At 70.6% G+C, this 13,651-nt stretch carries 11 protein-coding genes; 8 read left to right on the top strand and 3 right to left on the bottom strand.

The annotated features are described in order from the left end of the window. Nucleotides 1-109 precede the first annotated feature (109 nt). Nucleotides 110-304: a hypothetical protein gene (locus ACZ4WH_RS38985; RefSeq protein WP_468189916.1), complete on the bottom strand. Its 195-nt coding sequence runs from the start codon at nucleotides 302-304 to the stop codon at nucleotides 110-112. Nucleotides 305-871: 567 nt separating this feature from the next. Here ACZ4WH_RS38985 and ACZ4WH_RS38980 point away from each other — a divergent pair. The 8 genes from ACZ4WH_RS38980 (at nucleotide 872) to ACZ4WH_RS38945 (ending at nucleotide 11,491) form a co-directional block, all read left to right on the top strand. Then, nucleotides 872-4,714, top strand: a complete 3,843-nt coding sequence (locus ACZ4WH_RS38980; RefSeq protein WP_468189914.1) for a sensor histidine kinase — start codon at nucleotides 872-874, stop codon at nucleotides 4,712-4,714. A gap of 9 nt (nucleotides 4,715-4,723) precedes the next feature. After that, nucleotides 4,724-5,137, top strand: coding sequence for a roadblock/LC7 domain-containing protein (locus ACZ4WH_RS38975; RefSeq protein ID WP_014675212.1), 414 nt, complete (start codon nucleotides 4,724-4,726; stop codon nucleotides 5,135-5,137). Nucleotides 5,138-5,248: 111 nt separating this feature from the next. After that, a complete protein-coding gene (locus ACZ4WH_RS38970; protein WP_009190816.1) occupies nucleotides 5,249-5,647 on the top strand; it encodes a DUF742 domain-containing protein in 399 nt (132 codons plus the stop codon). After that, a complete protein-coding gene (locus ACZ4WH_RS38965) occupies nucleotides 5,628-6,203 on the top strand; it encodes a GTP-binding protein (RefSeq protein WP_365703049.1) in 576 nt (191 codons plus the stop codon). Before ACZ4WH_RS38970 ends, ACZ4WH_RS38965 begins: the two co-directional genes overlap by 20 nt. Nucleotides 6,204-6,601: 398 nt before the next feature. After that, entirely contained in the window at nucleotides 6,602-9,841 is a 3,240-nt protein-coding gene (locus ACZ4WH_RS38960; protein ID WP_468189912.1) for a nitrate- and nitrite sensing domain-containing protein, read from the top strand. 10 nt (nucleotides 9,842-9,851) lie between these two features. Then, nucleotides 9,852-10,265, top strand: coding sequence for a roadblock/LC7 domain-containing protein (locus ACZ4WH_RS38955; RefSeq protein WP_004983065.1), 414 nt, complete (start codon nucleotides 9,852-9,854; stop codon nucleotides 10,263-10,265). A 94-nt stretch (nucleotides 10,266-10,359) separates the two neighbouring features. Further along, complete coding sequence (locus tag ACZ4WH_RS38950; RefSeq protein ID WP_468189910.1) at nucleotides 10,360-10,929, top strand: DUF742 domain-containing protein; 570 nt, start codon at nucleotides 10,360-10,362, stop codon at nucleotides 10,927-10,929. Continuing rightward, complete coding sequence (locus ACZ4WH_RS38945; RefSeq protein ID WP_093769009.1) at nucleotides 10,910-11,491, top strand: GTP-binding protein; 582 nt, start codon at nucleotides 10,910-10,912, stop codon at nucleotides 11,489-11,491. Before ACZ4WH_RS38950 ends, ACZ4WH_RS38945 begins: the two co-directional genes overlap by 20 nt. Before the next feature lie 157 nt (nucleotides 11,492-11,648). Here ACZ4WH_RS38945 and ACZ4WH_RS38940 read toward each other — a convergent pair whose 3' ends face one another. Together ACZ4WH_RS38940 and ACZ4WH_RS38935 are read right to left on the bottom strand one after the other, a co-directional pair. Next, a complete protein-coding gene (locus tag ACZ4WH_RS38940) occupies nucleotides 11,649-11,840 on the bottom strand; it encodes an acyl-CoA carboxylase subunit epsilon (protein ID WP_468189908.1) in 192 nt (63 codons plus the stop codon). A 79-nt stretch (nucleotides 11,841-11,919) separates the two neighbouring features. Further along, a complete protein-coding gene (locus ACZ4WH_RS38935; RefSeq protein WP_468189906.1) occupies nucleotides 11,920-13,515 on the bottom strand; it encodes an acyl-CoA carboxylase subunit beta in 1,596 nt (531 codons plus the stop codon). Nucleotides 13,516-13,651: the final 136 nt, after the last annotated feature.

Raw genomic sequence — 13,651 nt, 5'->3', positions numbered from 1 at the left:
CCCCCCCCCCCCCCCCCCCCCCCCCCCCCCCCCCCCCCCCCCCCCCCCCCCCCCCCCCCCCCCCCCCCCCCCCCCCCCCCCCCCCCCCCCCCCCCGGCGAAGCCGTCGGTCACTCGCCGGCCGGGGCGCCCGCGCCGACCGGGACCTCCACCAGGACGGTGCGCCGGGGGTTGGCGGTCTGGGCGGGGAGGTCGACGGAGTGCTCCGGCAGCTCGGGCGTCCGCAGTTCGCCGGCGTCCTTGAGGTGCGCCAGGGTCGTGCGTCGCGGGTTGGCTATCTTGCGGAACATCATCGTCGTCTTCACCGTTGTCGTCCTGTGCCCTCTGGTCGAGTGGTTGGCAGAGTCGTCCGTCTTGTAAAGCGTCAGGCTAAACATCCGATTCCCCGGCGAAGACGCCAACTCCCTACGAGTCGCGTGTGAGTTTGCTCACGAACTCACGGGCAAACCGGTCAATTCCGGCCGACAATCCGCCCCAGCGAAACGGACATTGACCCACTGAAGCCACCATTCCGCTCCTGATCATGGCGACTGGGACAGAGGGCGCCGACCGGCGACTCGCAGGAGTACGTCCGGTATGCCCAGAATCTAGTTCCACGGCTGGTAACCCGGCACTCACTGGCCGTCACGGAGGTCACAGCTCGGCCCACTGCCCTTGTTGGAGATCCTGCACTGTGCTGGAATTCCACGGACCGCCGCAGGATCGAACCGGCGCAGGGGGCGCGCACAGCGCCGAGCGGCGGCGAGACAGGGGGGAACCAGCGCCGGTCACTCAAGACCACCGGGGGGCGTATTCAGGGCGCTCTCCACAACGCCGACACCGTGTCCCTCCGTTCGCGCGGAGGGGCGCCTGGTCCAGAGGTTGCGACGCTAGTGCAGGGACGTTTCAAGAGGGATGGCAGTGCTTCGGCGGAGCCGGAGCCGCACGGCGGGACCGACCGCGGTTCCTCGCCCCAGCACGCCCAGAACCCGGGCCCGGCCGCGGACGGCGGTGAGCGCGGCGGGCGTCCGGGCGCGTCGGCCTCCACGACCGCGACACCCTCGGGCAGCCCCGCGCCCGCGGTGAAGCCCCAGCAGGCCCCGACCGGCACCAGTTCGCGGCTCGCGCTGCGCAACTGGCGCATCTCCACCCGCCTGGTGTCGCTGCTCGCGCTGCCGGTGGTCGCGGCCACCTCGCTGGGCGCGCTGCGTATCGACCAGTCCATCGAGGACATCCAGCAGCTCGACAACATGAAGCTGCTGACGGAGATGACCAAGCAGGCCACCGAGCTGGCCCACGCGCTCCAGGAGGAGCGCGACCAGTCCGCCGGTCCCCTGGCGCACGGCGGTCTGAAGGCGAACGACTACCAGATCAAGGCCTACCAGCAGAAGACCGACCGGGCCCGCGAGAACTTCCTCGACGCCTCCGAGGAGATCGACGCGGCCAGCAAGGACGGCAACCTCCAGGGCGTCCGGGACGCGCTGGTCGGCCTCGCCAACCAGCTGGACGACCTCGCCAAGATCCGCAAGTCGGCGTACACCTCCAAGGACAACGCGACCCAGACGGTCGAGTCCTACCACCGGCTCATCACCCAGCTGATCAGCCTCTCCCAGGACATGGCCGAGGCGTCCAGCAACCCGGAGATGATCTCGCGCACCCGCGCCCTGGCGGCCTTCTCCACCGCCAAGGAGTACGCGTCCGTGCAGCGCGCGATGATCGCCGCCGCGCTGCCCGCGACCACCAGCACCAAGGGCGACCTCTCCGAGAACGACCGCCTCTACGGCCAGTCGGCGTACGAGAGCGAGGGTTCCGAGCTGGCGATCTTCCGGAAGATCTACGCCAGCCAGAACGCCGAGGAACTGCTCAAGCCGATCGACGAGGGCAACCCGACGATCGAGTCCGCCGACACCTACGCCAAGCGCTCCTTCGAGTCCCCTGACGGCCTCCAGCAACTGCCGGCGCGGTCCTACAAGGACTGGGTGGACGACAGCTCGACCAAGATCGAGCAGATGAAGAAGATCGAGCGCACGCTCCTGGAGGAGATGGAGCAGAAGGCGCGCGAGCTGAAGAGCGCCACCCAGCGTGACGCGATCATCTCCGGTGCGCTGATCCTGCTCGTGCTCGGTGTCTCGCTGGTCGGCGCGTTCGTCGTCGCCCGGTCCATGATCCGCTCGCTGCGCCGGCTCCAGGAGACCGCGACCAAGGTCGCCCAGGACCGCCTGCCCGAGCTGGTCAAGCAGCTGTCGGAGTCGGACCCGCAGGACGTCGACACCTCCGTGGAGTCGGTCGGTGTGCACTCCCGGGACGAGATCGGCCAGGTGGCCGCGGCCTTCGACGACGTGCACCGCGAGGCGGTCCGCCTCGCCGCCGAGCAGGCCCTGCTGCGGGGCAACGTCAACGCGATGTTCACCAACCTCTCGCGCCGCTCCCAGGGTCTGATCCAGCGCCAGCTGTCCCTCATCTCCGAACTGGAGTCCCGCGAGGCCGACCCGGACCAGCTGTCCTCGCTGTTCAAGCTCGACCACCTCGCGACGCGTATGCGCCGTAACGGTGAGAACCTCCTCGTCCTCGCGGGTGAGGAGCCGGGCCGCCGCTGGACCCGCCCGGTCCCGCTGGTCGACGTGCTCCGCGCCGCCGCGTCCGAGGTGGAGCAGTACGAGCGCATCGAGCTGGCCGCCGTACCCACCACCGAGGTGGCCGGCCGGGTCGTCAACGACCTCGTGCACCTGCTCGCCGAGCTGCTGGAGAACGCCACCTCGTTCTCCTCGCCGCAGACCAAGGTCAAGGTCACCGGTCACGCGCTGCCCGACGGCCGCGTCCTGATCGAGATCCACGACACGGGTATCGGCCTCTCCCCCGAGGACCTCGCGGCGATCAACGAGCGGCTCGCCTCGCCGCCCACCGTGGACGTCTCCGTCTCCCGCCGCATGGGTCTGTTCGTGGTCGGCCGGCTGTCCCAGCGCCACGGCATCCGCATCCAGCTGCGCCCGTCCGACTCCGGTGGTACGACCGCGCTGGTCATGCTGCCGGTGGACGTCGCCCAGGGCGGCAAGAAGCCCGCTCCGGGCAAGCCCGGCGCCCCCATGTCGACCGGTGGTCCCGCCGCCGCGCAGGCCGCCGCCGGTGCGGCCGCGGCCCGGCGGCAGAACGCCGGCAACGGCGGCGCCCCCGGTGGTGGCGGTCTGCTCGGTGCCGGTCCGGGCCCGCGTGGCCAGGTCGGCTCCGCCCAGGGTCCCCGGGCCGCGCTTCCCGGCGCGGGCCAGGGCGGCCGTCCCGGTGCGCCGGGCGGTGCGCGCGGTCCCCAGGGCGGCCGGCCGGCGCCGGCCGGTGCCGGTGCGGGCGGCTTCGGCGGTCAGGCGCCGGGCGCCCCCCAGGGCTTGCAGGCCGCGAACCCGGGCGGGCCGCAGCAGGACGCCTTCGGCGGTCGTGGCCGGAAGCGGTCCGGTGGCCCCTCCGACCAGGGCCGTCAGCCGCAGCTGCCGCCGCGCGGCGGCCCGCGGGCCGAACTGCCCGGCGGTGACCCGCAGTCCCGCACGCCGGACTGGAGCGACGCCCAGGCCCCGCTGTCGCGTGCCTCGCTGGACACCCCGCGCGGCCACGACGAGCAGGACCCGGCGCAGACCGCGCACATGCCGCGCGTGGACGACCGGCAGGGCCCGGGCTCGACCGCGGAGATGCCCCGGATCGACGCCCAGGGACCGGCCGCGACGGGCGAGTTCCCGCGCGCCGACCTGAACGGCGTGGGCGGCTCCCACACGGGCCAGTTCGCCCGCCCGGACCACGCTCAGCAGAGCGGCCAGTACCCGCGCCCGGACAACGCCCAGCAGACGGGTCAGTTCGCGCGCCCCGACCACCTCCAGCAGACCGGCCAGTTCGCGCGTCCCGAGAACCCGCAGAACACGGGCCAGTACGCGCTCCCCGACGACGGCCGGCAGCAGGGCCGCTTCGACGGCACCGGCGACCAGCAGGGCACCGGCTCGTTCGTCCGCTCCGACGTGTTCGGCACGTCGGCGCCCGGGCAGCGGGACAACGGCGCCCACCACACGGGCCAGTTCCCGGCCCCGCAGGCCCCGCAGGCGTACGACGGCGGCTACGACGGCAGCTCCACCGGGCAGCACGCCCTGCCCGGCCGCCAGAACCCCGGTCACCCCGGTCAGTTCGAGCGCCCGCAGCCGACCCGTGCCGACTTCGGCGCCCCGCAGCAGCGTCCGGTCCGGCAGGAGCCCGACAACCGGGGCGCCGCGCAGGGCCCGGGTGACGGGTGGGCCCTGCCGCCGGCCAGCAGCCCGGGCGACGGCCGTACCCCGCTGTACGACACGCTGGAGACCAACTGGTTCCACGGTCAGCAGCAGGAGAACGCGCCCGCGCAGCGGCAGCCGCAGGCGCCCGCTCCGCAGCGTTCCGCACCCGCCGCCAACAACAACGGCAACAGCAACGGCAACGGCTCCTGGCGCACCTCGCCGAACGACGAACTCGTCCGGCAGGCCGAGCGCGTCCGGCAGCCCGCGGCCGGCGGGGTCACCACCTCCGGCCTGCCGCGCCGCGTGCCCCGGGCGAACCTCGTACCGGGCACGGCTCAGCAGCAACAGCACCAAAGCGGTCCGCAGGTCTCGCGTGCGCCTGACGACGTGCGCGGACGGCTGACCAATCTTCGTCGGGGCATCGCTCAGGGCCGTCAGGCCGGCAGCGGCCAGACCGGCAGCTTCCCGAGCCCCACTCACCAGCAGGAGCGTTAGTTGAGTCCGATGAGCCAGGCGGCACAGAACCTGAACTGGTTGATCACCAACTTTGTGGACAACACCCCTGGGGTGTCCCACACCGTGGTGGTCTCCGCCGACGGCCTTCTGCTGGCGATGTCCGAAGGCTTCCCACGGGACCGCGCCGACCAGCTGGCGGCCGTCGCGTCCGGTCTGACCTCGCTGACGGCCGGGGCGTCCCGGATCTTCGAGGGCGGCACCGTGGCGCAGACGGTCGTCGAGATGGAGCGCGGGTTCCTTTTCCTGATGTCCATCTCGGACGGGTCGTCCCTCGCGGTCCTGGCCCATCCCGAGGCGGACATCGGTCTCGTCGGCTACGAGATGGCACTGCTCGTCGACCGCGCAGGGGCGGTACTCACCCCGGACCTGCGCGCCGAACTCCAGGGAAGTCTGCTTCACTGACCGCCCCCGGCACCACCCGCCTCACAAAAACACCGTCCGGCCGCCACAATCCCCCCACCGGCCCCGTCAGACGGCTTGACTGACCGACTTGCTGTCCCGCCCGGAGGATTCATGACCCCGCCCACCGCCCATCATGATCCGTACGCGGAGCCGTACGGGGACGAGGGCGACCAGCCGCTGGTGAGGCCGTACGCCATGACCGGCGGCCGGACCAGGCCTCGCTACCAGCTCGCCATCGAGGCGCTGATCAGCACCACGGCCGACCCGGCAGCGCTCATGGGGCTGCTCCCGGAGCACCAGCGCATCTGCCATCTGTGCCGCGAGGTCAAGTCGGTCGCGGAGGTCTCCGCGCTGCTGGCCATGCCGCTCGGTGTGGCCCGGATCCTGGTGGCCGACCTCGCCGAGGCCGGCCTGGTCGCCATCCACCAGCCGGGTGGGGACGAGAACAACGGCGGCGCTCCGGACGTGACGCTGCTCGAAAGGGTGCTCAGTGGACTTCGCAAGCTCTGACGGGGGCCGGGCCACCACCTCCGCGAAGATCGTGGTGGCGGGCGGCTTCGGCGTGGGCAAGACCACGTTCGTCGGCGCCGTCTCGGAGATCAACCCGCTGCGTACCGAGGCCGTCATGACGTCCGCTTCGGCCGGCATCGACGACCTCACCCACACCGGGGACAAGACCACCACCACGGTGGCCATGGACTTCGGCCGCATCACCCTGGACCAGGACCTGATCCTGTACCTGTTCGGTACGCCGGGCCAGGACCGCTTCTGGTTCATGTGGGACGACCTGGTCCGCGGCGCCATCGGCGCCGTCGTCCTGGTCGACACCCGGCGCCTCGCCGACTGCTTCCCCGCGGTCGACTACTTCGAGAACAGCGGCCTGCCCTTCGTCATCGCCCTCAACGGCTTCGACGGCCAGCAGCCGTACTCGCCCGACGAGGTGCGGGAAGCGCTCCAGATCGGGCCGGACACCCCGATCATCACGACGGACGCCCGCCACCGCGCGGACGCCAAGAGCGCGCTGATCACGCTGGTGGAACACGCCCTGATGGCACGGCTGAAGTAGCACTCAAGTACGACGGGTCGTACGGCAGTTGTCGTACAGGGTTCGGAGCCGGCTGTGGCCTTTGACACGGTCGGCTCCGGTGTTCATAACAGTTCGGCAGAGGAATCGCCCGGCATCACCACGCGACGCGGTCGTGTGGTGCCGCTGTGCTCACAAACCCCCCGCCTTTTGGCGGGGCTCGCTCTTTATGACCGTTTTATCTGCCGCTTACAACCGCTCCCTCACCGGGTTTCCACTGTTTGGAAGTGCGCTGGTCCACGTGCTGGAATGCCTGAACTGCCCAATGGTCAAAGACGTACTGAGTGCGTACCGAGTACGTACTGGTGGTCGATGGCCGACCGGGCTCTGAGAGACTGCGGCACGACGTAGGTGCCGACCGCCGAGAGGTTGTTGGTCGAGTGAGGCGAAGCAAGAACGGTCCCGAGCCGTCGGCGCGGGGCAACTTCACCCCGCCGCCGCGCGCTGCGGCGCCCACCCCCGTTCCCAGCGCGGAACCGGCGGCCACTCCCGCGCCCAGCGGCGGCCGTCTCTCCCCGCGGAACTGGCGGGTGCCGACCCGGCTGAACGCGATCCTGCTCATACCCGTGGCCGTCGGCCTCGTCATGGGCGGCTTCCAGGTGAAGAGCTCGATCGACACCTGGCAGCAGGCCCGCGACGCCGAGAACACCGCCCACCTGGTGCGCGCCGCCCTCACCTACGCCGACGCGCTGGAGAGCGAGCGTGACGTCACCGCCGCTCCCCTCCTGCTGAACAAGAAGGACGCGGACAGCAAGGCGCTCGTCGACAACGCCCGCAAGGCCACGGACCAGGCCGCCGACGCCTTCGACGAGGCGACGAAGAGCATGCCCGCCACCTCGGGCCTGGAGCGCCGGCTGAAGCTGTTCCGCGAGGTGGAGCCCAAGCTGGCGCAGCTGCGGCAGGTCGCGTTCACGCCCAAGGTGACCGGCGTGCAGACCGAAGAGGGCTACGTCGAGGTCAGCCACCCCCTGATGGAGTTCGCCAACGAGCTCGGTCTGGGCACCGGAAACATCACCTCCTACGGCCGTACCGTCTACGCCATGTCGCTGACCAAGGCGGCGCTGTCGCTGGAGCGGTCGATCGGCACCCACCTGCTCGTCAAGCCCGGCCCGGACGCCCCGAACCTCGCGACCCAGCGGGTCTCCCTGTCCTCGTACGCCTACCTGGAGCGCATCGCCCGGGAGGAGTACCTCGGCGGTGGCACCGAGGCCGACGCGCAGAAGCTGAGCGACGCCGAAGAGAAGATCAAGACGGACGCCGCCGCCATGGTCCAGAAGGCCAAGGCGAGCAACCCGAAGTACGTCGCCCCGCCCTCCGACCCGACCCGGATCGTCACCGCGGTCGCCACCATGAAGGACACCAGCACCGTCACCCGTGACGAGCTGGCCGCGAACGGCATCACCGCCGACAACTGGTGGGCGCTCAACACGCTGAAGTACAAGGCTTACCGCCAGATCGAGTCGGACATGGCCGACAAGGCGGTGAACGAGGCCTCGGCCATCGCCGACGACGCCAAGACCTCGGCGTTCATCACCGGTGCCGTGGTCGTCGTCGCCCTGCTGGCCGCGTTCCTCCTGGCCGGCCTGGTGGCCCGCCAGATGAGCCGCTCGATGCGCCGGCTGCGCAACGCCGCCTTCGGCATCGCCGAGCAGCGGCTGCCGATGCTGGTCGACCAGCTGTCCCGCACCGACCCCGGCCGGGTCGACACCCGGGTCGCGCCGATCCCGATCACCACCAAGGACGAGATCGGCGAGGTCGCCCGCGCCTTCGACCAGGTCCACCGCGAGGCGGTCCGGCTCGCCTCCGAGCAGGCCCTGCTGCGGGGCAACATCAACGCGATCTTCACCAACCTCTCGCGCCGCAACCAGTCGCTGATCGAGGGCCAGCTGACCCTGATCACCGACCTGGAGAACAACGAGGCCGACCCGGACCAGCTGGAGAACCTCTTCAAGCTGGACCACCTGGCCACCCGTATGCGCCGCAACGGCGAGAACCTCCTGGTCCTCGCCGGCGAGGAGCCCGGCCGCCGCTGGGACCAGCCCGTGCCGCTCATCGACGTGCTGCGCGCCGCCTCCTCGGAGGTGGAGCAGTACGAGCGCATCGAGCTGTCCGGCGTGCCGGAGGCCGAGATCCACGGCCGCGCGGTCACCGACCTCGTGCACCTGTTGGCCGAGCTGCTGGAGAACGCCACCACGTTCTCCTCCCCGCAGACCAAGGTCCGCGTCACGGCGACCCGTCTCCCCGACGGCCGCGTGATGATCGAGATCCACGACAAGGGCATCGGCCTGACCGCCGAGGACTTCGCGGACATCAACCACAAGCTGGCCAACCCGCCGACCGTGGACGCCGCGATCTCGCAGCGCATGGGCCTGTTCGTGGTCGGCCGGCTGTCCGACCGGCACGGCATCCGGGTACAGCTGCGCCCCTCGGGCGAGCAGGCCGGCACGACGTCCCTGGTCATGCTGCCGGACGCGATCACGCACGGCGGTGGCGGCGAAGCCCCGCTGGACCGCGATGAGTTCACCGTCTCGCAGATCATCCCGGAGCAGCAGTTCCAGGGTGAGAGCTTCGGCCAGCAGCAGCCTCTGCGCACCGCCGCGGAACTGGGCTTCGACGACAGCCAGTACCCGGAGGTCCCCGACGACATCCGTGAGCTGGACCCCGTGGGCCGCTCCCTGATGCGCGAGGAGCGCCGCGCCGCCCTGGATGCCCAGAACGACGGCCAGCAGCCCGCCGAGCAGCAGCAGGGCGCCGCCGAGGACCCCACTGGGTACACGGACCCGTTCACCGGGCAGCACCAGGCGTACCAGGAGCAGCAGCGGCAGGCGTACGACGAGCAGCCGCAGCAGACGTACGAGGCACCGGCGTACGAGGAGCAGCCGCAGCACGCCTCGTACGAGCAGCAGTACGAGCAGCGGTACGACGAGCAGTACTACGCGCCGAACGGCGACCAGCCGCAGCACGACGGCTTCTCCGCGAACGGCGGCTACCCGGAGCCCGCGTCCCCGTATGCGGAGCCTGCCCAGACGCCGTCCTACCAGGACGACTGGCCCCAGCAGGACGGCTACCAGAACGGCTATCCGGCCCAGTACGCTCCGGAAACGGAATCCTCGCAGGCCGCTGACGCGAGTGAGCGGAACCGCGTAGGCTTCGACCGTCCGGGAACGGCATCTCCCGCCGCACACGCGCTGACCGACGCCGGGCTGCCCCGCCGCGGGTCCCCCGCGAGCGGCTCCCACGGCGCCGGCTCCGCGAACGGCACGGCGCGTGCGCAGCAGGAAGCGCCGGCTCCCGCACCGGGCAACGCGCCCGGAGCGAGCGGCGACAGCAGCTGGCGTTCGGCGAACGACGAGCGGTGGCAGCAGGCCGCGCAGCTCCGGAAGCCCAAGGCAGGCGGGGTCACCGCCTCGGGCCTGCCGCGGCGGGTGCCCAAGGCCAATCTGGTCGAGGGTTCCGCCGAGACCACCCCCCAGGGAGGCCCACAGGTCTCCCGCGCCCCGGAGGACGTCCGGGGCAGGCTGAGCAACCTGCGCCGGGGCGTCCAGCGCGGACGCAGCGCAGGCAGTGAAACGAACGGCCAGGGCTTCGGTCCTGACAGCACCTACAACCAGGAGCGTTAGTGTGAGCCCGATGAGCCAGGCGGCACAGAACCTGAACTGGTTGATCACCAACTTCGTGGACAACACCCCGGGGGTGTCCCACACGGTGGTGGTCTCCGCCGACGGACTCCTTCTGGCGATGTCCGAAGGCTTTCCCCGCGACCGCGCCGACCAGCTCGCGGCCGTCGCCTCCGGTCTGACGTCTCTGACGGCAGGCGCCTCCCGGATCTTCGAGGGAGGCAGCGTGAATCAGACGGTTGTGGAGATGGAGCGGGGATTCCTCTTCATCATGTCCATCTCCGACGGTTCCTCGCTCGCGGTCCTGGCCCACCCGGAGGCGGACATCGGCCTCATCGGGTACGAGATGGCCCTTCTGGTGGACCGCGCGGGCACGGTCCTCACCCCGGATCTCCGCGCGGAACTCCAGGGAAGCCTTCTCAACTAATAATCGGACGGTGCGTATTCGCGTCCCGGGGCCGTAAGGTTTCGGGACGCGGCTCCCCAGGGATGGGTGCCCGGCGCAGTCGGAGGAGGAGAAAGTGGCAACACCCCCAGGCGGTTCGTCTTCGGGCAACTGGTCGTACGGCCCTGCCCAGGGCCAGACCGACGGTTCGGCGAACCGGTACAACTTCCCCTCCGCTCCCAGCCACCGGCAGCCGTACGCCCCGCAGGGCCCGGGCCCGTCGCCGTACGACCAGCCTCCGGCGCCGCGCATCCAGCCGGTCCAGCCGCAGCGCCGCCCCGAGCCGGCTCCGGCTTCGGCGTCCAACAACCCCTTGGTGCGTCCGTACGCCATGACCGGCGGCCGGACCCGCCCCCGCTACCAGCTCGCCATCGAGGCACTGGTGCACACCACCGCCGCTCCGCACCAGATGCAGGGTCAGCTGCCCGAGCATCAGCGGATCTGCAACCTCTGCCGGGAGATCAAGTCAGTGGCCGAGATCTCGGCCCTCCTCACGATCCCTCTCGGCGTGGCCAGGATCCTCGTCGCCGACTTGGCGGAGGCGGGCCTGGTCGCCATCCATCAGCCCGGCGGCGACGAGAACGCCGGTGGCCAGCCAGACGTGACACTGCTCGAAAGGGTGCTCAGTGGACTTCGCAAGCTCTAGCGGCGGTCCTTCCCGCTCCACCACCTCCGCGAAGATCGTGGTGGCGGGCGGCTTCGGCGTGGGCAAGACCACGTTCGTCGGCGCCGTCTCGGAGATCAACCCGCTGCGCACAGAGGCCGTCATGACGTCCGCTTCGGCCGGCATCGACGACCTCACCCACACCGGAGACAAGACGACGACGACCGTCGCCATGGACTTCGGCCGCATCACCCTGGACCAGGACCTGATCCTGTACCTGTTCGGTACGCCGGGCCAGGACCGCTTCTGGTTCATGTGGGACGACCTGGTCCGCGGCGCCATCGGCGCGATCGTCCTGGTCGACACCCGCCGCCTCGCCGACTGCTTCCCCGCCGTCGACTACTTCGAGAACAGCGGCCTGCCCTTCGTCATCGCCCTCAACGGCTTCGACGGCCAGCAGCCGTACTCGCCCGACGAGGTGCGGGAAGCGCTCCAGATCGGCCCGGACACCCCGATCATCACGACGGACGCCCGCCACCGCGCGGACGCCAAGAGCGCGCTGATCACGCTGGTGGAACACGCCCTGATGGCGCGCCTGCGCTAGCACTGCTCCACGAGGGGCCCTCTCCGGACGGAGAGGGCCCCTTTGTCGTACCCCGTGGGCTGTACTGCGGCCCGACATGGGCCACTTGAAAGGCCGAACACACCGCAACCCCGCCGCTCCCTGTGGGAGGGCGGGGCTGCGGTCGCGTTCGAAAGGCTCAGTGCCAGCTGTGCGGGGCCCGGAAGCCGGGCTCTCGCTCCAGGCGGCGCCAGCCTGCCTTGGCGCGGATTCGGTGGGTCGCCGAAGGCTCGGGGCGGGCGGCGGCGCGGGCCAGGAGGATCGCTGTGATGGCGGCGACCTCCTCGGGCTCTGCGTGGCCCTTCTCGACGCGGATGTCAGGAGTGCTCATGGGTGTCAGTCTCCGTGAGAGAGAGGACCGCGGGGTTGCCGCGGCGGGTCCGCGGGGTTGCCGCGGCGGGTCCGCTGGGTTACTGCGGCGGGTTGCCGTGCTTGCGGGAGGGCAGGTCGGCGTGCTTGGTGTGCAGCATCGCCAGGGACTTGATCAGCACCTCGCGGGTCTCGGCGGGGTCGATGACGTCGTCGACCAGGCCCCGCTCGGCCGCGTAGTAGGGGTGCATCAGCTCGGACTTGTACTCCTTGACCATCCGCGCCCGCATGGCCTCGGGGTCCTCGGCCTCGGCGATCTGCCGGCGGAAGATGACGTTGGCCGCGCCCTCCGCGCCCATCACGGCGATCTCGTTCGTCGGCCACGCGTAGGTGAGGTCGGCGCCGATCGACTGGGAGTCCATGACGATGTAAGCACCTCCGTACGCCTTGCGCAGGATGAGCGAGATCCTCGGCACGGTCGCGTTGCAGTAGGCGTAGAGCAGCTTCGCGCCGTGGCGGATGATTCCGCCGTGTTCCTGGTCGACGCCGGGGAGGAACCCGGGGACGTCCAGGAACGTGACGATCGGGATATTGAAAGCGTCACACATCTGGACAAAGCGCGCAGCTTTTTCGCTCGCCTCGATGTCCAGCACGCCCGCCAGGACCTGCGGCTGGTTCGCGATGATGCCGACCACCTGGCCGTCCAGGCGGGCGAGGGCGCAGATGATGTTGCGCGCCCAGCGCTCGTGGACCTCCAGGTACTCGCCGTCGTCGACGATCTCCTCGATGACCTTGGCCATGTCGTACGGCCGGTTGCCGTCGGCCGGGACCAGGTCCAGCAGCACGTCGCCGCGGCGGTCCGCCGGGTCCGTGGAGTCGACCCGCGGGGGGTTCTCGCGGTTGTTCTGCGGGAGGAGGGACAGGAGGTAGCGCACCTCGGCGATGCACGTCTCCTCGTCGTCGTAGGCGAAGTGGCAGACACCGCTCGTCTCGGCGTGGACGTCCGCGCCGCCCAGGCCGTTCTGGGTGATCTCCTCGCCCGTCACGGCCTTGACCACGTCCGGGCCCGTGATGAACATCTGGGACGTGTCGCGGACCATGAAGACGAAGTCCGTCAGCGCCGGGGAGTAGGCGGCGCCGCCCGCGCACGGGCCGAGCATCACGGAGATCTGCGGGATGACACCGCTCGCCTTGGTGTTGCGCTGGAAGATGCCGCCGTAGCCGGCGAGGGCCGAGACACCCTCCTGGATGCGGGCGCCGGCGCCGTCGTTCAGGGAGACCAGTGGAGCGCCGGCCGCGATGGCCATGTCCATGATCTTGTGGATCTTGGTGGCGTGGGCCTCGCCGAGGGCGCCGCCGAAGATCCGGAAGTCGTGGGCGTAGACGAAGACCGTACGGCCCTCCACCGTGCCCCAGCCGGTGATGACACCGTCGGTGTACGGCTTCTTCGACTCCAGGCCGAAGCCGGTCGCCCGGTGCCGGCGCAGCTGCTCGACCTCCTGGAAGGACCCGGGGTCGAGGAGCAGCTCGATCCGCTCCCGCGCCGTCAGCTTGCCCTTGGCGTGCTGCGCCTCGGTCGCCTTCTCGCTCGGGCCCGCCAGAGCCTGGGCACGAATCTCGTGCAGTTCGGCGACCCGTCCGCGCGCGTCCGTCGGCTCACCGGTCGGCTCACCCGTCGTCTCTTCCAAAACGGTCATGTAGCGACCTTACGAAGGACCCGAAGAAAAGCGAGCCGTCGACTCCGTACAGTCTCCGGCCCGTTTTCCTGGTACCAGTGAACAGAACCATGGCGGCATGCAGGCGTTCCGACTGCTCAGGAGGGCGACTCCTTGT

Source organism: Streptomyces sp. NPDC029138 (assembly GCF_055564375.1).
The sequence above is the reverse complement of the archived record's forward strand: the minus strand, read 5'-3'. Positions and strand labels throughout refer to the sequence as shown.

Coding starts and splice junctions, on each gene's coding strand:
- ACZ4WH_RS38975 (WP_014675212.1), top strand. CDS start 4,724: ATGAGCCAGGCGGCACAGAACCTGAACTGGTTGATCACCAACTTTGTG.
- ACZ4WH_RS38970 (WP_009190816.1), top strand. CDS start 5,249: ATGACCCCGCCCACCGCCCATCATGATCCGTACGCGGAGCCGTACGGG.
- ACZ4WH_RS38955 (WP_004983065.1), top strand. CDS start 9,852: ATGAGCCAGGCGGCACAGAACCTGAACTGGTTGATCACCAACTTCGTG.
- ACZ4WH_RS38940 (WP_468189908.1), bottom strand. CDS start 11,840: ATGAGCACTCCTGACATCCGCGTCGAGAAGGGCCACGCAGAGCCCGAG.
- ACZ4WH_RS38935 (WP_468189906.1), bottom strand. CDS start 13,515: ATGACCGTTTTGGAAGAGACGACGGGTGAGCCGACCGGTGAGCCGACG.